Below are 20,373 nucleotides of genomic sequence, written 5' to 3' on the forward strand. Positions count from 1 at the left end.
TCAGGCCACCGCCCGCCACATGGCGCACAGCGGGTCGCTGTCACCAGCCGGTTGGCACAGCTGCACCGCGGCCAGTTGTGCCACGTCGCTGCGGCCCGGAGCGTGCAGGTAGACCCGTGGCAGGCGCTCGCCGTACAGCTCGCAGGTGCGCTCGATCAGCGCCTGCAAAGCCTGGTCGGTGTCCGCGCAGCCTTGGGCCAGCACCTGCTGCCAGGCGCCGCCGGCGGCCAGCAGGAGTACGCTGCGGCGCGGCTCGGCGAGTACGAAGAGAAAGTCGCCCTGCTCCACTTGCGCCGAGCAACGGTTGTAGGCCGCCATCAGGTAAGGCTGCACCGAGCGCAGGCGCAGGCGGCTTTCCCGCCCCAGCGCCTGCAAGCCTTGCAGCAGTGCCTCGGGCAGCGCCGTGGCGATGCGTGCAGCGCCGGTGGCCTCGGGCGAGAGCACGATGCGCCAGTCGTCCAGCGCCTGGCCGTAGAGGTTTTCGAAGCATCCCCGGGCATAGGCGTCGAGCTCCCGTGGATGGCCGATGGCATCGCTCCACGGCACCAGGCAGAAGCGGCTATAGCGAGCCGAGAGCAGGACCCGCAGCTGGCCACCGCGCACGGCATGCTCGGCGAGCAGTTCGGCGAGCGCCTGCAAGGCAGCCTCCCAGGCCGGTTGCGCGGCGTCGCAGGTAAATCCGCGGCTGCCCAGCCACTGATGTCGATGGTTGTGCCAGAGGCCCAGGCCGACGCCCTCGGCGCCCAGCACGGCGCTGTATTTGTAAGCGCCACGATCAAGCGATAAATGTGACACGGTTGATCTCCTCAAGAGTGGTGCGGCCCTCGCGGACCAGGTCCAGGGCCGAGGCACGCAGCAGGCGCAAACCGCGCTGGCAGGCCAGCGACTTGATCTGCGGCAGGGGCCGGCGTTCGACGATCATTTGCCGCAGGTCATCGTCCAGGTGCAGCAATTCGGCAATGGCGCTGCGTCCGCGGTAGCCACTGCCGCGGCATTGGCCACAACCCTGGGCACGGACGAAGGCCCAGCCGGCGACCGCTGCGCGGGTCAGGCCCGACGCGACCAGGGTGTCGTCATCGACTTCACAGGGCGTGCAGCAGTGCGGGCAAGCCAGGCGGATCAGGCGCTGGGCCAGCACGGCGTTGAGCGCCGAAACGAAGCTGTAGGGGTCGACCTGCATCTGGCTGAAGCGGCCGATGACATCGAAAACGTTGTTGGCGTGGATGGTGGTGAACACCAGGTGGCCGGTCAGGGCCGACTGCACGGCGATTTGCGCGGTGTCCGGATCGCGGATCTCGCCGACCAGGATCTTGTCCGGGTCATGGCGCAGGATCGAGCGCAAGCCACGGGCGAAGGTCAGGCCCTTTTTCTCGTTGACCGGAATCTGCAGCACGCCGGGCAACTGGTACTCCACCGGGTCTTCGATAGTGATGATCTTGTCCACGCCGTGGTTGATCTCGCTGATCATGGCGTACAGGGTGGTGGTCTTGCCGCTGCCGGTGGGGCCGGTGACCAGGATCATGCCGTAGGGCTCGGCGGCGAGCCGGCGCAGGGCCTTCAGGGTTTCTTCGGCAAAGCCCAGAGCCTGCAGCTGCACGCCGCTGACGCGGTCGGACAAGTCCTGTTTGTCGAGCACCCGCAGCACCGCGTCCTCACCGAAGATGCTCGGCATGATCGAAACCCGGAAGTCGATCTGACGGTCGCCCACGGCCACTTTGAAGCGGCCATCCTGGGGCACGCGTTTTTCGCCGATGTCGAGTTCGGCCATCACCTTGATGCGCGAGATCACCTGGTCGGCGAAGGCGCTGCCGCTGGCCTTGCCGGCGCCGTTGAGCACACCGTCGATGCGGTACTTGATGGTCAGGCCCTGGCCGGTCATGCCCAGGTGAATGTCGCTGGCGTGCTGTTTGAGTGCGTCGTAGAGCGTCGAATTGACCAGCTTGACCACTCGGCTCTGGTCTTCGCTGATGCTGGTCAACGACAGCCGTTGCAGAGGATCGCTTTCGTTACCGGCTTCGGCTTCGTGGTCGAGGGCATCGACGGCATGGAAGCTTTCTTCGTGACGGGCCAGGAAGGTGGCGATGTCGGCGGCGTGGGCCAGGTAAAGCGGCGCGCCTTGCAGCACGTCGTCGATCCAGGCCAGGCGGGCGTGGTCGAAGGGGTCGGCGAACACCCCAAGCACTTGCCCCGCCTGCTCGACCAGGATGAATTCGCGCTTCAGGCACTGGGCCAGGCTGACCGTGTCGAAGCAGGGGGTGCTGGCCAGCAGGGTCTGGCTGTCCAGTACGGGGTAATGCAGGGTGGCACCCAGGCGGCGGGTAAACGTGTCTGGCGTGTCGGCGGCGAGCCGCTCCAGGCAGTTGAGCAGGCGTTCGTCGGCGGCTTGCAGACGCGCCTGGGTCAGCAGCTCACGAGAATAGGCTGTGACTTGCGGGGCCGACACACTGCACTGAGATACTTCGGACATGGCCTGCGACTCCGCTCAGGGGCGCGTCGCAGGCTGGCTCGGTCAGGGCTGCGGGCGCCGCTATTCCCCAGTGAGCAGTTGGTCGTCGTCGGGTCCAGGGGGCTTGGCGCCATTACGGCGGCGATCGGCCAGGACCCAGCTACCATCGAACAACTGCAAGGGGAACGATTCGTTCCTGTTCTGGCGTCGTTCGACGAACCCTTCGGCCGGGTTGTCCGTGGCCCTGCGCTGGCGCTCGATGCCCATCAGGTCGAGGACTGCGCGGGCCAGTTCCGCCAAGGGGAACGGCTTGAACAGGACATGGCTCACGCCCAGTTCGGCGGCCCGCTCACGGACCTCGGCGGTCGGGTGGGCGGTAATCAGCACGAAGTGGCACTGCCTGTTCCTGCGCACGGTCTCGAGGACCTGAAAACCCTCCATGTCGGGCAAACGGTAATCCAGCACAATTACATCCGGTGTCAGGCGTTCAGCCAGGCTGATACCACTGGCACCATCGTGGGCGACATGAACTTCCAGGCCTTGCGCCTGCAGATACGCTTGCAGGTTCTGCGCAAGGGTCTGTTCGTCATCGACTACCAATACTCTGTTCACCAAGGCCCACTCCCAAGAACTTCCCGGTTACCCGGTCTGCGAAGTGCGGCCTTGTACAGGCTTGAGCAGGCTTCGTGCCAGGCATGAATAGTCATCTCGCACCACTTGCAACTCGTTGATTCGCTTGGGTTTACCCCAGTCGTTCGGAACTCGCGCGTATCCGCTTCCCCACTTTCGGGGGAACTGATGGCATATTGCCAATTCGTTATTCCCCAGTAGTGGGGACTCCTCATCGGCGGGCTCAATTAGCGATTTCCACTTTAGCGGATTCACGCAAACGTTGGCGCACGGCATGGCGCGCCTGCCCTTGCAATTGGCCGATGAGCGCGGCCCTGGCCAAGACCAGACCCTGTTCTGTTATGACAGAAGCGCTATCACTTTGGTTCTGCATTCCTTGCAACCTGTCGCGATTGGCCTGATAGAAGGCTTCGACATCCGCCTGGGTAGGTTCGGCCACCTCGCTGAGCTGCGCATAGACCTGCTGGGCAGCCAGCTCGTGGCGGGTGTAGTCAGCGTACTCTGCACGAGTGAAGCCTGCTTGCGCCAGTCTTTGCTCGAAGATCGCCGGGCTACCGAAGGTGGCTTCGAGCTCGCCGACCTGGGCCGAGACCTGCTCGTCGCTGATGGCGATGCCGCGGCGCTGGGCCTCCTGCCACAGCAGCTCTTTATCGATCAGCTCGTCCAGGGCCTGGTCGCGCAGGCGCTTGTACAGCGTCGGATTGCGGATGCTACCCAATGCCCGCCCCTGGGCATCGAGGTATTCGCTGAGGTAGCGTTCCAGGCGCAGCAGGCCGATTTCCACGCCGTTGACCCGCGCCGCAGCCACTTCATTGGCGAACCCGACCTTGGCCAGCACCAACAACAGGCACAGCATCACCATACGCATGGCAACCTCCTTTCAACGGGCATCCGGCAAGGGCCGGTACGGGGTAACGGAAGTGAAACTCGGCCCTGGCAGCGACACGCTCACGACATGGGCGCCGGCCAACCCCTCGCGGCGACCGGGGCCGAAGCCCAGCACCGGGGTAAGCCCGGTGTCGATGTCGTGCAGGGCTTCGAGCGCAGCCACCAGGCGTTCACGACTGGCATCTCGCCCGATCTGCTTGAGCGCTTCGGTCAGCAGGCGCAGGGCGCACAAGGTGTTGACCTGCAACACGGCCTGGCGCCGGTCCAGCCCCTGGCGTTGTTGCACGGCGGCCAGGCTCGCCAGCCCCTGCTCGCTCCAGTCGCCGGGCACGTAGGGGTACGCCAGCAAGACCCGCTGCGACCATTGCTGCGCGAGCCCCGGCAACGCCGCTGCCACCTGGCTGGAGGCGGCCAGCAGGTAAGGCTGGCGCCCTGCCGACTGCAAGCTCGCCGCCAGTTCGGCGAATGCCTGGGCATGCCCAAGGAAGACGATGCCCTGCCCCTCGCTGGCCTGACCGTTGAACGCTTCGACCGGCGGTACCGACCAGCCCTGAGCTTGCAAGGCCATGCGTACCTGTTCCGCCTGGTCGGCCTGCTCGACGCCCGCATACACCACACGCAGTCCCTGCGGGGGCAGCCCCAGCCCCTCGCGGGCGTAGGCAGCCAAGCTCAGCAGCTGGGTGGGCAGCGCCGGCATGGGGTCGAAGATCTGCGTGCTGCCAGGGCCTTGCGGGGCACTGCCGACCAGGGGCACTTCCTGACGCTCCAGCACCGTGGCAAGGCGAGCGTCGAGCATTGGGGCGATCGGCGCCACCAGGGCGAACGCCTGCTGGTCGTCGATCAGGCGATTCAAGGCCTGTTCGGCGCTGGCTGGGGAGTCGCCGGGATCGAGTACCACCAATTGCAGCTGACGCCCATGGATGCCGCCCTGCTGGTTGAGTTGTGCCAGACTGTCTTCCAGCACCGCCCGCACCACCTGCCCGGCTCCGGCCAACGGCCCCTGGCTGGGTAGCAGCGTGCCCAGGCGCAGCACGCCGTCCTCCACGCCAGGGTCGCGCTCGTCGGCCAGGCGCTTGAGGTAGGCGGTGAGGTTGCGCTGGTCGGCCAGGGTCAACTCGAACCGGGGCATGGCCGGATCCAGGCGGTTGCCGGAAGGATCGACGCCTTGCTGGATGGCGCGGGCCAACGTGCTGTCGCGATAGGCTGGATAGCTGCGGCCATTGGCCTGGCGCTCTCCTTGCCCCGACGCCAGGCGTCGCCAATCGAGGCTGGGCGGGCGCACGCCGCCCTCGGCCCGACCGCGGCCATCGTTGCCGTGGCAACTGCCGCATGGCAGCACCGAGGCTGGTACGCGCATGTCGCTGGCGCCTACGCGGGCCTGCAGCTGCACGTCGCTGCTGGAAACGCCTTCGCGGTACAAACGTTTGCCGGCCTGCTCGTTAGCGGTCAGATCCAGGGCCAAGGCCGAGCCGCAAGGTACGAGACACATGATGACCGCCATCAGCCACGCCAGCCTGGAAGGAGCTTCTGTGGGAGCGGCCTTGTGTCGCGAATGGGCTGCGACGCAGCCCCAGCGACGCCTGTATCGCTGCGGACTTTCTGGGGCCGCTGCGCGCCCCTTTCGCGACACAAGGCCGCTCCCACAGGCCGGGTGGCAAGCTCCAGGCAGTCCCAGGTTCATGGCCGCTACCGCCCCGCCAGGGGTTGCGCCAGCAGCTGCATGCGCTGGGCGATGGCCACCGGGGGTGCATCCGGGCGGATCTTGCTCCAGCGTTTGCCCGCCACATCGCCGGCAATCAGCTGGGTCGAGTGCTGCTCGGGGCTTGGCAGGAACTGGCCAAGGCGGCCCAGCACCAGATCGACATTGGCCTTGTCACCCGTAAGGAACAGCCAATTGGGCCCATCGACGCCCTGCTTCTCGGCAAACGCCTTGAGCACCGCTGGCGTGTCGTTGAGCGGATCGCTGCTGATCGACACGAAGATCACCTGGGCCGCCAGTTCCTCGCCCATCGCCTCGCGCACCTCACGCAGCTTGCGGGTAATCAGTGGGCAAGCGTCGGTACAGTGGGTGAAGATCACGTTGAGCATCACCACCTTGTCCTTGAGCACGTCGCTGTAGAATCGCAGCTCGCGACCGTTCTGGTCCTTGAGCAACGTGTCGGTGAACCAGGCCTGGGCATCGTGGGTGCCGCCACCACTGGTGATTGCCGGGGGGGCCGGTTGCGGGTTGGGCTCGGCTTGCGGAGCATGGCCTTCATGGGCGAACGCCACCGAGCTGAGAATCCACAGGCAGGCCACCAAGGCCAGCCAGTCGGCGCTGCGCATCGTGGTATGGCGGGTCGCGCTGTTCATGGCTGCACCTCTTGATGATCGGCAATGGCGGTGCTCTTGGCGTGTACCCGACGGGCGCTGAGGCGGTTGATCTCCTCGACCAGCACTGCCGGGTCGGTAAAGCCGTAGTAGCGGGTCCAGTGGCCACTGCGGCCATCACCGACCAGGATCAGCGGCGGATGCTGGCTGAGGTCGGCGCTGAAGCTGCCGAGCCCTTTGAGGGTCTCGGTGATGGCATAGGGCGAGCCGGTCAGCCAGTGCCAACCCGGCCCGTGCTGGAACGTCTTGGCATAGGCCTGCAGGCGCTTGGCGTCGTCGCGCTGCGGGTCGACGCTGATCGATACCAGTTGCACGTCGTCACCCACGCGACCGCCCAGTTGCTGCTGGACCTTGCCCATGATCGAGGAAACCACCGGGCATACCGTGGTGCAGCTGGTGTAGATGAAGCCCATGACCACCAGCCGGTCGCCGACCAGATCCTTTTCCAGGCGTACCGGCATGCCGTCCTGGTCGAGCAGAGAGACATCGGCGAAGCGCACGCTGGCCTTTTCCTGGTGAAGCGCCGGCGGCTGCGGCGCGCCGCCGTTGTGCTCGTGCCCGGCATGGGCCAAGGCCAACTGGGCGGACAGCACCAGGGGCAAGGTCAGGCTCAGGGACAACAGCTTGCAAGCAGGCTTGGTGTTCATCGCACACTCCTGATTTCACTTGGGACAGCGCCTCGGGCGCTGGTGGCAGCGGCCGGCAGGACGCGCAGGCTGGTGTAGTTTTCTTCGGCGAACTTGCGCCCCAGCGAGGGCGACTGCACGTGCAGGTACCAGGCGCCAGGGTCGGGCAGGGTCAAGGCGGCCTGATAGATGCCTGCCTCCACTTCCTCCAGCGGCAATTCGCGTGGCATCGACGACGGCGCCAGGAAATAACGCAAGTGCAGGTCACGCAGGCCCGCACGCGGCTTGCCGTCGTCGCCGACGATCCGCACCCGGGCGGTGAACGTGCTGTGCTGCGGCAGTGGTTTGTCCAGGCCGATGAACTCGGCGTGCCCGCCTCGCCGCCTGGCCGCACCGGGGGCCACGGCCACCTCGGTACTGAAGCAGTGGATGATCTGCGGCTGGTTGAGCAGGAACGCGACGTCGAAGGCGCCTGCAGCCGGCATCTTCACCGTCGAGCCATACACCCCCGGTGCCAGCTCGCGCAGGCTGCGGTCGACGACGATCGCCGCCCGCGCCTGATGGCCACGGTTGTTGTAACCGGACATCGGCGCGTTCATGCCTTCGGCGTAGAAGTAGGTGGTGTTGTCCACCGGGTTGACCACGAACACCGAATTGTCGTCGCGCGATACCGACAACCCCTGGGCCAACGGCAGGTCACCGGCCTGGCGCGGTGCGGCGGGGCCGGCCTCGAAACCTTGGACGATCGGCTGGCGACCTTCACCGAGACTGCCCAGGTTGATCATGCTGACCTTGGGCGAAGCCAGGCCACGCACGTAGGCATAGCCCTTGGTGAAGGTCAGTTGATACGGCTCGGCAGACACCGGAATGCGATGGATTACCCGATCGGTACTGGCATCGATGACCAGGGCCTGGTTTTCCAGGGTATTGAGCACGATGCCGTAGCGTCCGTCGCTGCTGAATCGCATCGGCCCCAACCCCTGCTCGGCCTTGACGATATGCCGCAGCTGGTGGCTGCGGGCATCGAACACCCGCACCGTGCCCTCCCGGCCATCGGCCACGTACACAGCCTCCGACAGTGCCGAGTAGGCCACCGACAATGGGTGCGGCCCCACCGGTACGGACTTGAGCAAGCGCATCTCGGGGATATCGATGATGCTCAAGGTGCCGCTGTCGCGGTTGCTGACGAAGGCATAGCGCGAGTCGCCGCTAAAGGCGATTTCGTGATGCCCGCTGCCGGTGGCGAAGCTCTTGAGCATGGTGCGCCCAGGAACGTCGATCACCGTCACCCCGCTCTTGGCCGGATCGTTGCTGTTGTTGCCGACCCACAGCCGGTGCTGGTCCGGCTGCAGGGCGACGCGCAGCGGGTGTGCACCGGCGTCAAGGTCGGCCACGCGGGTGAAGGTCTCGGTATCGATCACCGCGATCTTGCCGCGTTCGGGAATCGACACGAAGACCTGCTTGTCGTCGCTGGTGGCCACCCAGTCCATCGGCGGGCCAGGCAGTTCGATGCGCGCCAGGGTGCTGGTGATGCCCCCCACCGATACCGTCGGGTCGATCACCGTCAGGCTGGCGTCCTTGTTCAGCACCAGCAGGAAGTAGCCGTTGAGATCGAGCAATGGCCGGGCGCCGATGCTGCTCTTGAGAAACAACGCGACACGGGCCTTGCAGCTCTGGTCGCGTGAGCCCCCTGGCGGCGCCGACTGCGCCGGGTCGATCCAGGCCCCCGGCGCCATGCCCGACAGCGGCTGGCCGCTGGCCTGGTCGGTGACCTTGAAGCGGATGTTGGCGAAATCCCCCTCGCGCAACACCTCGCCGCTCAGTGGCCGGGCCTCGAACTCCACGGTCAGCCCATCCCGGCTGAGCCGGTGCAGGGCCTGGGGATCCTCAGGCTCCTGCAACAGCTCGCGCGGGTCGCACCAGAGCTTCTCATATGCCACCCCAAGGCCGATCAGCGCTACTCCCAACAGCATCCCCAGGTACGCCGGGCGAGTCTTCTTGTTCATGCTCGCGCTCCCCCTTCCTTACTGTGCCGCAGCCGTTGCCGGCGGCGCGTCGTTGGTTACCCGCAAAATCCCCCACAGCCCCGAGAGGTTGCCGTAGGCGGCGTAGTCCCGGAACAGATAGTCCCCCGGCACGCCATTGGCGCCCCCGGCGCTCGGCAGCATGAAGCTGAAATGCGCGGCCGGTAGCACACTCTCCTGGGCACCGATGTACATGGCCATCGGGTTGAGCCCGAAGCGCACCGAGCCGACGCCAGGCAGGTTCGTCGGGTACCCATCGACGTCGTTCTTCTCCGCCTGGTAGTTGTGCAGCGGCCACAGGTGGCCATCGAGCTGGTAGACCATGCCGCGGCTGCCACCGCTGGGCATGACGATGTGGTTGCGCACCGGCTGCCCTGGCTTGGCGTAGAGCACCGGGGTCAGCGGGTCGCCACCGACCAGGGCGTTGGCGTAGGCCATGTGGGCGTTGGGCACGTCACCGAAGCCCAGACCACCGGCGCGACCGAACGGCGAGTCCGGAGCCATGCCGAAGCGCAGCCACAGCGGTTCGGTGCGGTAGTTGACGGCCATGTTGCCGTTGTCCTGCGGGTCGCCCGCCGCGCCGTTGCCCTCGGTGTTGATACCTTCTACCGGACGGCCATCGGCCCAGCGCATGTTCAGCGCCCGCTGCCAGACCGTGACGAAGTCGCGGTAGTCCGCCTGGCCGCTGACCTTGACCGTTGCCTGGGCACGGGTCGCCGCGTCCTCGGTCCAAGTCGCGGTCTGCGGCAGGATGCTCATGGCACCGACCAGGCCTTTCTGCGGCTGCTTGATGAAGTCCGACGGGGTCAGGTTGAGGCCGCCGAACTCGATCGCGGTGGTGTTGATGTTGTCCACCGTGCGCCCCAGTTGCAGCACCGGTTTGCCTTCACGCTCCAGGTGGCCGGCGTAGTACTGGTACACCTTGCTTGGATAGGCACCGCTGTTGCCGACCCGCGGCGGTACGGTCTGTACCGGGTTGAGGCCGACGTTGGCGCCATCGGACTTGGTGATGTCGTAGGCCAGCAGCTGGGCATGCAGCCCTACGTGGCTGGACGGCCGCATCAGGTTGTTGGCAAAGGCAGTGGAACCTTCGCTGTCGAACCGATCGCGCTTGACCACGTTATGCATCACGGCAGTGCTTGGCAGGTCCGGCATCACCTGCGGCAGGCGGTTTTCCAGGGTGATGCTCACGCAGTCGCCGGCGTTGGCCCGCAGGATCAGCGGCTCCACGGGCACGCCCGCTTTCAACTTGCCAGTGCCGGGGTCCAGATCGGCCTTGCGCACGTAGAGGATCGCGGTCGGGTCATGCAGCGGTGCACTGTGGCCGCCGATGGTGAAGGCCTCGCCGTCCTCAGGGTCGACCCCGCTGACCAACGGGATGCTGGTCTTGCGGTTGTTGAACACCAGGGTGCCACCATTGGCGTTGAGCGGCCCGCCGACATGCTGGCCGACGCCGGACGGGTCGTTGATGCTGACGCCGTTGCGGTTCTCCAGGATGTCGTTGGCCAGCGCGGCGACGATCTCGTAGCTGCGTTTGACCGTGGTGCGGGTGCCGATGCCATTGGGGTTGGCCGTGGTTTTCGGGCAGATACCGTCGAAGTTCACGGTGTTGCGCATGGCCACCGGCTGCGGGTTGTTGGGCAGCGGGAACAGGTCGGGGCGCTGGGCGGTGTAGTTGCGCATCACACCCCAGATACCATTCCAGTAACCTTCCAGGGCCGCATCCAGCGAGTACAGGTAGTCGCCATTGGTGGCGGCGGCACTGGAGATCATCGATACCGGCGCCATGAAGCCCAGTTGCTCGGAGATACCGATCATCTGCGACGACTTCCAGCCCGAGTTGGAGCTGTTGCCGAAGCCCGTGCCATTTTGCAGCCACTTCACGCCGTGCAGGGTGACGTTGTGCTCCTCCTCGTGGCCACCGGCATGCATGCGCAGGCGCACATTGTCCCCCGAATAGGTGCGCAGCATCGGCGTGAATGGGTCGCCCGGTTCGCTGGCCTTGTTGATGTGCGGCGGGAACAGCGTGGTGCCGCCGGTGGGGCCGACCGCCGAGGTGATCGCCGAAGGCGCCAGGTTCATCGCCGGGATGGCGCGGTCGGTGCGGGTCTGCAGGGCGTAGCTGAGGTCGCCGGCCAAGCCGTCGGCCTGCATGCCGCGCTTGCCGTCCGGGCCGACCTTGTTCGGGTCGAACACGCGCAGGGCCAGCGGTTCGTTGCGGTAGTTGACGACGAACATGCCAGGGTCATCCACCGAGATCGCCTGTGGGCACGGCCGGCTCGGGCAGCCTGGATTGAGGCCGCCGCGCTCCTCGACGATGGCTTCGAGCAGGCTCGAGGCCTTGCCGCGCACCGGCGGATTGATGGCGTAGCGGAAGCTGTCGGCGGTAGCCGGATACGACTGGGCATTGGGGATGCCATCGGGGCCTGCACCGACATACACACCCGCCTCGTAGGCATGCTGGAAGTCGCTGTATTCGAGGAAGAACTCGCGGTAGCTGTCGTTCTTGCCGTCGCCGTCGTGGTCGCCGGTCTGGATCACCGCCTGCCACGAGGTCGGACCGCCATCCTGGCGAGTCGCCGGGTTGTACAGCTGCTCGCCGGTTTCAGCGTGGTACCAGGTGGAGTTGGCAGGCTCTGCCAGCACGGTGGCATACAGGCCCAACTGCTGGTGGGTCGATGGACCGAGGTGGTCATGGGTGAAGATGGTGCCCAGGCCCCGGTCGACGTTGTGGACGTTGACCAGCGGGTCGGCGAACCAGCGCTGCATGGCGGTACGCGCGCCCAGCCAGTCGGCCCTGCCGAAGCGGCCGAAGTACGGGTGCGCCTTGGCTTTCGGGCAGGCCGCCGTGCCGTCGCGGGTGTCACCCTCGGTGCAATTGTTGTAGGCGCGGATGGCATGCACGCGCTCGACCACACTGCCGGGCGAGAGAATGCCGTCCTCGTAGTTCCAGCCGTTGGCAGAACCGTCGGCGGCGGTCAGGTCCCACTTGGGCAAGTGGATGTGCTGGCCGATCACGTCGGTTGGGGTACGCACCTGGTAGTCGTCCATTTCATAGAACGACGGAATCAGGTTGGTGTGCTGGTACATGGTGCAATCGAAGGTGTTCATGCGCATCACCAGCGGCTCTGGTGGGCGCTGCTTGGTGATCACCGGCCAGGCATCCTCCCACAGGGCAATGATGCGCGCCTGCGGGAAGTGGTAGCCGACCTTGTTGTACACCGCATCGAACTGGATATTGGCGCCCTTGTAGATGCGGGGGCGGTCGGCGGTGAAGGCGGACGAGCCGCGGAAGTTGATGCCGGTGAGGCTTTCACCGCTGAAGTACTCGCCAGCACCTGCAGATTGGGTCAGGCGCTTGCCGCGGTCGTCCATGCAGGGCTCGTAGAACGGCGCGCCCGCGGTGGGCAGCGCACCGTTGGTACGAAACGCCTTGGGCACAGGTTGGCTGCCTGGAATCAAGGCATAGCTCGGGTGCTCGGCCAAGGCGTGGAACTGCATGGCGGCCTGCTCGACGTCGGTGCCCTCCTCGGGCAGGTAGATCGGCTTGGCCTTGTGCACCACCTTGGAAAAATCGAGCTTGGTAGTGGTAGTCACCGCTTCGCCGCCAGCGGACACGCCATCCAGCGCGTGACGCCCAAGACCGCCATCCCAGCCATCGACCTGATTGGGGTCGAGGTTGGCCCACAGCGCCTTGCCGGTGGCCTTGAGCTGGCGAGCCATGTCCGGATCGAGCATATCCAATGGAGGGGTTGGTGGACGGTTGCCGACGCTGCTCTCCATGCCGCCGATCCAGAACGGATAGCCAGGGTTCTTCAAGGTACCGTCGGCGTTGGTATCGGTGCGGTCGACCAGGGCCAGCGAGCCGATCGCCTTGCGTGCAGCGGGCTCATCGGCGTGGTCGTCGTCGCCCTCCTGCTCATCTTCCTCGGCGTCATCGTCATCGTGCGCCGCCACCAGTTCCTCGGACAGCTTGGGCACCACCACGACCTTGCCAGGCATCGGCGCCATGGCCTTGCCTGGCAGCGGCACGATGGCCGGGATGGGCGTGCCGGCGATGATTTCGCCATCGGGCAATGCCCGAGCGCCAACGGCAGGCTTGCCGCTGCGCAGGGCAAACGGTGTGCTATGGAAACCGTTCTCGCCCTGCCCGCTCACCTCCAGGCGGGTACCTTCCTCGAACACGTCGTGGACCCGCCACATGGCCCACATGCCTTGGGCGAAATGCGGGTAGAAGTGGCAGTGGTAGATGGCGTCGCCGGCCACGCGGTTGCGGTTACCCGACCCGCCGTTGGCGATTTCATAGGTGTAGCCCACGCCCGCGCCGATACCTTGGGCATCGATGTAGTCGGAGTTGTCGTCGTTGGGGTTGAACAGCCACTGATGGCCGTGCAGGTGGAAAATGTGCTGTTCGTGGCCGTTATGGGTATTGCGGAACTTGGTGAAGTCGCCAATGTAGCTGTGGTGCACGTTGGCAGGCTCGGCCGGATACAGCGCCATGGTCGCTTTCACGCCGGTGGCGCTGGCAGGCGGCACCTCGCCAGGGCGGATGTGTTCGAGGCCAACGTTGGCCGGGACATCGACCAGGGTGCCGATATCGCCCACTGTGTGCGCACTCAGGAAGAACTCCTCATAAGCGCACGACAAGCAGTCATGCATCGGCCCGACACCCAGACGGTTGGCGACCACCTCGGCGCCCATGCCGCCCGAGCCGTAGTTGATCATGAACGAGTCGCGGGCAGGCTCCAGCACATGCCCCATCACCGGGTCCGCCCAGTATCCGGGGAAGGCCTGGGTACCGGCTACCTCGTCGGCGAACTGCGAGGCGAAGTCGCGAAACGCCTCGAGCCGGTTGGGCAGTGCCGGGTTGCGCTTGCCGATGCTCTCCAGCGGGTAGGTCGACTTGGGGAAGCTGCCGTCCTGGTTGGGGCCCATGACGATGGCATCGGTCTCGCTGTTGATGATCTCGTTGTTGTAGATCATCGCGATGATCGGCTTGCCGGCCTTGCCCTCGCTGATCCACGGCTCGGTTTGCGGGTAGCGGGCCTCGTAGTCGATCACCGGTTGGCCGGTGGGCGCACGCCCGCTGGTGGCCAGGCGCATTTCCTCTTCGGTGAGGGTGTTGCGGTAGGTGCGGCCATTCTTGGGCACCACCACCACCTGGCCGAACAGGCCGTTGGCAACGTTGCCCGCGGTGCCCTCACCGCCGAAGGTGGCTGCCTTGCTGGTCGCGGCGAAGGCCCCTTCGCGCTCGGCGTACAGCGTGTAGCTGCGGGTGTTGCCTGGGCTGACCAGGAAATTGCCATTGCGACCGGTGTTGGCGGAAATGTCGGCGATGCTGTTGACTGCCTGCATGCCGTTGACCTGGAAGCCGACCATGCGCTCGGCGACCTGTTCATCGGCGACGAAGCCTTCATCGGCCTCGTTCTCGACCTCTTCCTCGCCTTCCACTTCCGGCCCCTCGGCCTCGATGCCGTGCTTGTTGGGGTTGGCCCGGTAATCGAGCAGGTTGGTCAGGTTGACCGTGAGGCAGTCACCGGCAGCCACACGCAGGACGATCGGGCGGGGCCGCTTGTCCGGGCGCAGGGTGACTTTCCCCGGCACGGCGGCACCGCCGATGCTCAGCGGCACCTGTTTATCGTCCACCACATCCTCACGGAGGGCGAAGATCATGCCGTTGGCGTTCTGCGCGCCAAGGCGGTTGAACATCAGGGGCTGGTCCAATGCCACCACATTGGCCACCAGGGTGCGCTGGCACTGCACAGCCGCCTCGCTGGTGGCTTGCCAGCCCAGGAGGGCGAACACGAGTGATGTCAGGACGGGGCCTTTGTTCGGGGTCGACATGCTGCACCTCCGGGACACAGGGACTCTGCGAGGAGGTGAGCAAGCTGTATGCCAATCAGGAAATTGCCTTTATTTCATTGAGTTGCGTTTGCAAGCGAATCGAATTGGGGAGGATTCCCCAGTGTGATTCCCCGAATGGGGGGACGATTTTCATTGTCATTTGCAGAGGTGAGGCTAGCGATAATCGACCGCGAGTATCTGCGAGCCTGCCTCCTTGGCATAAAAGGCATGCGCGACCCAGGACTCGATGAAGATGGAATCGCCCATGCGCAGTACATCCTCACGCCGAACACCAGACGGGCTACGCCAGAGCACTCCCACTGCACCAGACAGCACATAGACGAATTCCCTGGCCTGATGCCCGCCATTGAGGGTCGCCTGGTCGGCGCTGGTGAACAGCGGCGTGGTTCTGAGCACCATGAGGTGTTTGTCCGCCGATGTCTTCATGACATGACGATAGAAATAGGCCGGCTCGCCCGCGACGCATTTCAACCGGTCGAAGCGAGTTTGCCTGCCGGAAATCTTCACGCCATGTACCAGGTCGTCCGCTGATGATTCGATCTGCTCAATGACATGCGCTATCGGCATTTGCAGCGCCGCAGCCAGAGCGGTGAGCTGTGCTAGGGTCATCCGCGCCCCGCCCTCGACCTCGTCGTCATGCAGTCGAGCGTCGCCGAAACTCATCTTACGTGTGCTCAACAACCGTGCCAGCGCCGCGGGGTTGATATCCAAATATTCGCTCATGGCTTACGCCTCCCAGGCAGGGTCGAGTAAAGCAATCCAACATCGGCAAAACTCAGGGCACCGGCCTTGATCATCGAGACCTCGCGCACCCACTGCAGGAGGTCGGGCAGATCGTCCTCGGCATACTTCAGCTGCAATTGTTCCAGAGCGTATTTCAAGCAGGCACGTCCGGAATGCTTGCCCACGACGATTTCCCGCTGCCTCCCCACCAGCGCAGGAGAGAACGGCTCGAACGCCTTGCCATTGCTCAAGGTGCCCCTGGCATGTATGCCCGACTCATGGGTGAAGACATTGGCTCCAACCACCGGTTGCCAAGGATGAACCCGCGTATGCGTAGCGCCCGCTACCAGTTCACTGAGCCCTTGTAATTTTTCGGGCCTCACGCCCACATCGACGCCGTACTGGACTTTCAACGACAGCACCAACTGCGCCAGGTCGGGCATGCCGGCTCGTTCACCAATACCGTTTACGGTAACGTGAAAGTACCTAGCGCCCGCCTGCAAGCCCGCTATCGTGTTGCCGACAGCATGGCCGAAGTCATTGTGTGCATGGCACTGAACGTCGATGGGCGCTGCGGCGATCACCTCACCCACTACACGATGGTATTGCTCGGGGGTGAGGATGCCGACAGTGTCGGAAAGCCGTAGCCTGTCGGCCCCTGCCTCATGTACACGAGCGGCATAGTCAGCGACGAAAGCGCTATCGGACCGACCTACATCCTCGGCGCTGATCGAAACGAACGCGCCCCGTTGCTTGGCATAATCGATCAACTCGCAGGCGTGTTCGAGCAACCAGGCCTTGGGCTTGTTGACGCTGTCCTTGAGCTGGATATCGGACGTCGGCAAACCGATATGAACGTACCTGAACCCCATGTCCAATGTGCGCCGCAGGTCGTCCTTTACGCCACGGTTCCAGCCAACCAGGCGTATGTCCGTGCCCTGGGTACGTTCCAGCATCTGGGCCAGGGTCCGGCTCTCGCTGCCGCCCATGGCATTGATCCCTCCTTCGATCCAGCGGATACCCGCGTCCACCAAGGCATCGAAAATCCTCAACTTGGTCGCGCTGTCGAATGCGACACCCGGCGCTTGCTCGCCATCGCGTAGCGTGGTGTCTTCAATGATCACATCGTCGCGAATGTTCATGACGCGCTCCCTGCGTTGCCGGTTGAAAGCCTGGAGAAGTACAGGCATTGGTCACCCTCGTCGCCAAACGTGAGTCTGAGGTCGTGAAATGTCGCCATCGCGACGGTTGAAAGTGGGTATGACGGGCCGATGGGCATCTGCTGCTGGGCCAGGTCGAGATCCTTGCAGCGCACCGCCAGGCTGACACTGCTGGACCCGCCCTGGGACAGGGCATAGTTCATTGCCACCTGCATATAGGCCGAGCGCCCTCTGCACGTGCTGAAAACAGCTTGCATCGACTCCAGGTCCAGCCCAAGCGCCTGGCCCTGGCTGATGACCTCGATTGCCCCTGCCAGGTTGATGCTCTCTGCCAGGTTATTGAGAATTTTCAGGCGCTGCGCCTTACCCGGCACTTCCACGAACGTCACCATCAGGGTGAAGGCGGCGAGTAATGGCCGAACAATGGAATAGGCCGCTGGCCGCGCCGACACGATAGCGCTCAAGGCGCCCTTGAGCGCGCCCTCGACGCCTCCAGAAACGGGGCACTCGATGAAATCCGCCCCGCGTGCTCGAAACGCGGCATGCAGTGCAATGGCCGTCTCGGGAGCGATCGTGCTCAGATCGACGACGATGCTCCCTTCAACGACATTCGCGAGCAGGCCCGTGTTCTTGTCATGGTAGATCTGCTCGACGGCCTGATGACCGGAAGAGCAGACGAAGATGATATTCGCGGCCCGTGCCACGGACCTGATTTCAGGAACCCAGAGAGCACCTTGGCGCACTAGCTCCGACGATTTGTCCTCGGACCGGTTATGGACAATCAGCTGGATGCGATGGCTGATCAGGCGTTGGCAAATTGCGCGCCCCATGCGCCCTAGGCCGATAAAACCGACGGCACCATTCATGGGCGCTCCTTGAGCAGAGGCAAGAGGATGTTGCGCAGGTCTGCCGACACACGATAAGCCGGCTGATCCGCATCGATCACCGTCCAGCCCAACGCGTGCGACCATCGGTCCATCAGCTTCTTAAGCTTGGCCTGGTGCTCGCTGAAAGTATGCGCACCGATTTCCTCGCACCCACATTCGTAGGGCGTGAATACCTGCTTGCGTAGGCCGGTGACGCCGACTTCGATATCGAAATAAAGCACCCTATCAGCCACAGGTAGCGGCGACACCAAGTCGAACAACCACTGTTCATCGTTACCATAAAGGGCTTCGGCAGCCAGGTGCTTCATCCAGTATCCGTCAAGCAGGTACACCTGATCGGTGCACGGTTGGTACTGCTTCATGACGGTGGCGATCGACCAGATGAGAAACAGCGCCCGGGCTGGCCCCTGCATCTGGGCGATGCACACGCGCAGCTGATCGAGGTCGGGTTGCAAGAACCTGCATTCTGGAAACGCCTCGGTATCAAAAACATCCCACTTGTCGATCACCCGGCAGGGCACGCCCATCGAGGTCAACCAGCGTTGCAGATATTCACATTGCGTGGACTTACCTGCGCCATCGGTACCTGCAAGTGCTATCAGCATCGGTTCATTCGCTCAAAAACACAGTCCCAAACTGACGTGTGCCACGCAGGGACTGATCAAGATGATGGAAGTGCTCGAACGCCAGCACTTCCGATTCCACGCCTCGTTGTGCGAGCAGACGCTGTTGCATGAACTTGTTGCGCATGCCGCCGGTCAGGTCCGTAGCAGCGGAGCCGCCCACCAGCCCTTGTACATCGGACGCATTGGTGCTGCTGACGAACGCAATGATGGTGCTCGGATCTGCGGGGTCGTAAATGCCGCTCACATCGGTGTAATACAGCACCCGACGAACATCGAAATCCTCGGTCAACAAGGCGGGGATGTCGTCACTGGACAGCAATAGCGGTTCGCGCCCTTGGCCGATTACCAAATCACCGCTGAGCAAAGGTATATAACCTGCGGCCATCACAGCGCGGAGAGAGCGCGTGTCCATCGTCAAGCAACCGCTCTCATCGGCACTGCACAGGGCGCTTGTCTGTAACGGATAGACTCTCAAGGCATGATCGACACAAACGTTTGAGATTTCCGACAACATCGCGAACATGGTCACCGTCATCATGGGCAAATCGACTGATGGCAATCCCCCGTCGCGCTCGAATATCCGGTAATCGGTGGGCGCCAGATTGCCATATGACCCACCCCCTAAAACCAGGATGAGCGGAACGTCCCAACTTGCCGCCCTGCTTTGCAATACCTCGGCTATGAATGCAATCACCTCGTGACGTAACTCATAGCGGCCTTGCTTTCTCGTGGTGATGCTGCCACCGAGTTTGACCACATAACAGGCTGCGCGCATGCCTGCCTCCCCCGTTTTATAATCAGCCGTAATTGATCGCGATGAGTTCAGCGGGCACACCGAACCCGTGATTGATAAAGCTGTGAGGTACATTGGGCGCAATGAAAATGGAGTCGCCATTGCCCAACACTCGCTCCTTCACTTCATTGTCGTTGCCGAGCCATCGCACCCTGACTTCGCCCTTCGTGACATAGACGACTTCCTTGGAGCCGTGGCCGGCGTTCAACCTCAGCGGCTGGCTGCTGTCGCCATGAAGGTCCAACCGCAATGCCATGAGTTGCGGATCATGGTGGGTGGTTACCAGATGCTCGTAGGTGTAACAGTGCACACCGTCACGAACTTCCTCTCGCTTGAAGCCTTCGCCTTGCCTTGCGATTTTGACGCCGTCATCCAAATCGCTCGCGCCGTAACCGACGAAGAACTCACTGAGGGGTATGGATAAATAGTGCGCGAGCTCTTGCAACTGGGCCATGTTCTGGAAATGGGCATGACAGGCATCGGCGGTAATATCCTGTACATGTTCCATCGTCATTTTTCGGGTGGCCAACAGCGCTTCCAGATGCGCCCTGCCAATAGCAATGGATTGACTGTCCATGCGCAGATCTCCTTGTTATCGGTTCATCAGTGACTGGCGGTAGATATTCGACATCGCTACCAGCCGAGGGGTGTTCGGCTCATGCTCGTGGCGACTCTGGCGAGTTGAAAGCCATTGTTCGGCGGTGCAGGGTGAGGCATCAGATAGTTGTTCGAAAACCGTGTAGCCTGCTCCGACCTGAATGAAAGTGTGCGCATCGGAACCCCCGGTGGTCGCCAACTTCAAGGCTTCGGCAAGCGCCACGTAGCGCGGTGCATTAGCCATGTCTTTGGCAGGTACTTCTATGGCATGGATATAGCGGCCGAGCATTTCCAAGTCGTCACAGGTTTTCCCAGGCCAAAGTACATGGTGCGCGACCAGCTTGAACGGCTTACCGCGCCGCTTCAGGCGGTCATGGAGAGCGGCCAAGGTATAGGCACCGGCTGAGCGCTCCAATGCCAACAGCCCTTGCAGATCGGTATGCACACCAACGTTGGTTTTGTTGGCAAGTTCCAGTTCCGCCGCAGGGAACAGGCAAACACCCTGAACGCATAGCGTGTTCTCGCCATGGAGGTAACCGCCCATCTGGTTTTCGACGAATAATCCCTGCATCAACGACGCGTAGCCGTCTGCCTCGATATGTTCGGTGATGCACAGCGCATCCAGGCCACTGATCGACGCCATCTCGAGCACTTGGCCGATCGCCTGCCAATCGGGTGATGACTGGCGCTTGCTCAACAGCAAATGCACGTGGGTATCAACGCATCTGGTTGTCATGT

General features: G+C 63.7%; 16 protein-coding genes. All 16 read right to left on the reverse strand.

The features are described 5' to 3' along the window. Complete coding sequence (locus E6B08_RS15280) at nt 1-795, reverse strand: hypothetical protein (RefSeq protein ID WP_136914805.1); 795 nt, start codon at nt 793-795, stop codon at nt 1-3. Beyond that, complete coding sequence (locus tag E6B08_RS15285) at nt 776-2,467, reverse strand: GspE/PulE family protein (RefSeq protein ID WP_136914806.1); 1,692 nt, start codon at nt 2,465-2,467, stop codon at nt 776-778. The genes E6B08_RS15280 and E6B08_RS15285 overlap by 20 nt, the downstream gene beginning before the upstream one ends. A 60-nt stretch (nt 2,468-2,527) precedes the next feature. After that, complete coding sequence (locus E6B08_RS15290) at nt 2,528-3,061, reverse strand: response regulator (protein ID WP_192938535.1); 534 nt, start codon at nt 3,059-3,061, stop codon at nt 2,528-2,530. Nucleotides 3,062-3,299: 238 nt separating this feature from the next. Next, on the reverse strand, nt 3,300-3,944 hold the full coding sequence (locus E6B08_RS15295) for a SurA N-terminal domain-containing protein (RefSeq protein ID WP_136914808.1): 645 nt from the start codon (nt 3,942-3,944) through the stop codon (nt 3,300-3,302). Nucleotides 3,945-3,956: 12 nt separating this feature from the next. Continuing rightward, the gene (locus tag E6B08_RS15300; protein WP_238349214.1) at nt 3,957-5,453 is read right to left on the reverse strand and encodes an ABC transporter substrate-binding protein; all 1,497 of its coding nucleotides are present in this window, start codon (nt 5,451-5,453) and stop codon (nt 3,957-3,959) included. Nucleotides 5,454-5,650: 197 nt separating this feature from the next. Continuing rightward, complete coding sequence (locus E6B08_RS15305; protein WP_136914810.1) at nt 5,651-6,316, reverse strand: SCO family protein; 666 nt, start codon at nt 6,314-6,316, stop codon at nt 5,651-5,653. Continuing rightward, entirely contained in the window at nt 6,313-6,981 is a 669-nt protein-coding gene (locus E6B08_RS15310) for an SCO family protein (RefSeq protein WP_136914811.1), read from the reverse strand. The genes E6B08_RS15305 and E6B08_RS15310 overlap by 4 nt, the downstream gene beginning before the upstream one ends. After that, nucleotides 6,978-8,966 carry a cytochrome D1 domain-containing protein gene (locus E6B08_RS15315; protein ID WP_136914812.1) on the reverse strand — a complete coding sequence of 663 codons (1,989 nt, stop codon included), beginning with the start codon at nt 8,964-8,966 and terminating at the stop codon, nt 6,978-6,980. The genes E6B08_RS15310 and E6B08_RS15315 overlap by 4 nt, the downstream gene beginning before the upstream one ends. 18 nt (nt 8,967-8,984) lie before the next feature. Then, a complete protein-coding gene (gene mnxG, locus E6B08_RS15320; protein WP_136914813.1) occupies nt 8,985-14,828 on the reverse strand; it encodes a manganese-oxidizing multicopper oxidase MnxG in 5,844 nt (1,947 codons plus the stop codon). Nucleotides 14,829-15,002: 174 nt separating this feature from the next. Next, nucleotides 15,003-15,572: a hypothetical protein gene (locus E6B08_RS15325; RefSeq protein WP_136914814.1), complete on the reverse strand. Its 570-nt coding sequence runs from the start codon at nt 15,570-15,572 to the stop codon at nt 15,003-15,005. After that, complete coding sequence (locus E6B08_RS15330) at nt 15,569-16,714, reverse strand: LeuA family protein (protein WP_136914815.1); 1,146 nt, start codon at nt 16,712-16,714, stop codon at nt 15,569-15,571. The genes E6B08_RS15325 and E6B08_RS15330 overlap by 4 nt, the downstream gene beginning before the upstream one ends. Beyond that, the gene (locus E6B08_RS15335; protein ID WP_192938536.1) at nt 16,711-17,598 is read right to left on the reverse strand and encodes an NAD(P)-dependent oxidoreductase; all 888 of its coding nucleotides are present in this window, start codon (nt 17,596-17,598) and stop codon (nt 16,711-16,713) included. The genes E6B08_RS15330 and E6B08_RS15335 overlap by 4 nt, the downstream gene beginning before the upstream one ends. Then, the gene (locus E6B08_RS15340; RefSeq protein WP_136914817.1) at nt 17,595-18,146 is read right to left on the reverse strand and encodes a thymidylate kinase; all 552 of its coding nucleotides are present in this window, start codon (nt 18,144-18,146) and stop codon (nt 17,595-17,597) included. The genes E6B08_RS15335 and E6B08_RS15340 overlap by 4 nt, the downstream gene beginning before the upstream one ends. 82 nt (nt 18,147-18,228) lie before the next feature. After that, nucleotides 18,229-19,020: a hypothetical protein gene (locus tag E6B08_RS15345; protein WP_192938537.1), complete on the reverse strand. Its 792-nt coding sequence runs from the start codon at nt 19,018-19,020 to the stop codon at nt 18,229-18,231. Nucleotides 19,021-19,042: 22 nt separating this feature from the next. Further along, on the reverse strand, nt 19,043-19,615 hold the full coding sequence (locus E6B08_RS15350; RefSeq protein ID WP_136914819.1) for a cupin domain-containing protein: 573 nt from the start codon (nt 19,613-19,615) through the stop codon (nt 19,043-19,045). 15 nt (nt 19,616-19,630) lie between these two features. Continuing rightward, nucleotides 19,631-20,371, reverse strand: coding sequence for a PHP domain-containing protein (locus E6B08_RS15355; RefSeq protein ID WP_136914820.1), 741 nt, complete (start codon nt 20,369-20,371; stop codon nt 19,631-19,633). Nucleotides 20,372-20,373 lie beyond the last annotated feature (2 nt).

The organism is Pseudomonas putida, from assembly GCF_005080685.1.
Classification (GTDB): Bacteria; Pseudomonadota; Gammaproteobacteria; order Pseudomonadales; family Pseudomonadaceae; genus Aquipseudomonas; species Aquipseudomonas putida_V.

Coding starts and splice junctions, on each gene's coding strand:
- E6B08_RS15285 (WP_136914806.1), bottom strand. CDS start 2,467: ATGTCCGAAGTATCTCAGTGCAGTGTGTCGGCCCCGCAAGTCACAGCC.
- E6B08_RS15295 (WP_136914808.1), bottom strand. CDS start 3,944: ATGCGTATGGTGATGCTGTGCCTGTTGTTGGTGCTGGCCAAGGTCGGG.
- E6B08_RS15300 (WP_238349214.1), bottom strand. CDS start 5,453: ATGTGTCTCGTACCTTGCGGCTCGGCCTTGGCCCTGGATCTGACCGCT.
- E6B08_RS15305 (WP_136914810.1), bottom strand. CDS start 6,316: ATGAACAGCGCGACCCGCCATACCACGATGCGCAGCGCCGACTGGCTG.
- E6B08_RS15310 (WP_136914811.1), bottom strand. CDS start 6,981: ATGAACACCAAGCCTGCTTGCAAGCTGTTGTCCCTGAGCCTGACCTTG.
- E6B08_RS15315 (WP_136914812.1), bottom strand. CDS start 8,966: ATGAACAAGAAGACTCGCCCGGCGTACCTGGGGATGCTGTTGGGAGTA.
- mnxG (WP_136914813.1), bottom strand. CDS start 14,828: ATGTCGACCCCGAACAAAGGCCCCGTCCTGACATCACTCGTGTTCGCC.
- E6B08_RS15325 (WP_136914814.1), bottom strand. CDS start 15,572: ATGAGCGAATATTTGGATATCAACCCCGCGGCGCTGGCACGGTTGTTG.
- E6B08_RS15330 (WP_136914815.1), bottom strand. CDS start 16,714: ATGAACATTCGCGACGATGTGATCATTGAAGACACCACGCTACGCGAT.
- E6B08_RS15335 (WP_192938536.1), bottom strand. CDS start 17,598: ATGAATGGTGCCGTCGGTTTTATCGGCCTAGGGCGCATGGGGCGCGCA.
- E6B08_RS15340 (WP_136914817.1), bottom strand. CDS start 18,146: ATGGGCGTGCCCTGCCGGGTGATCGACAAGTGGGATGTTTTTGATACC.
- E6B08_RS15345 (WP_192938537.1), bottom strand. CDS start 19,020: ATGCGCGCAGCCTGTTATGTGGTCAAACTCGGTGGCAGCATCACCACG.
- E6B08_RS15350 (WP_136914819.1), bottom strand. CDS start 19,615: ATGGACAGTCAATCCATTGCTATTGGCAGGGCGCATCTGGAAGCGCTG.
- E6B08_RS15355 (WP_136914820.1), bottom strand. CDS start 20,371: ATGACAACCAGATGCGTTGATACCCACGTGCATTTGCTGTTGAGCAAG.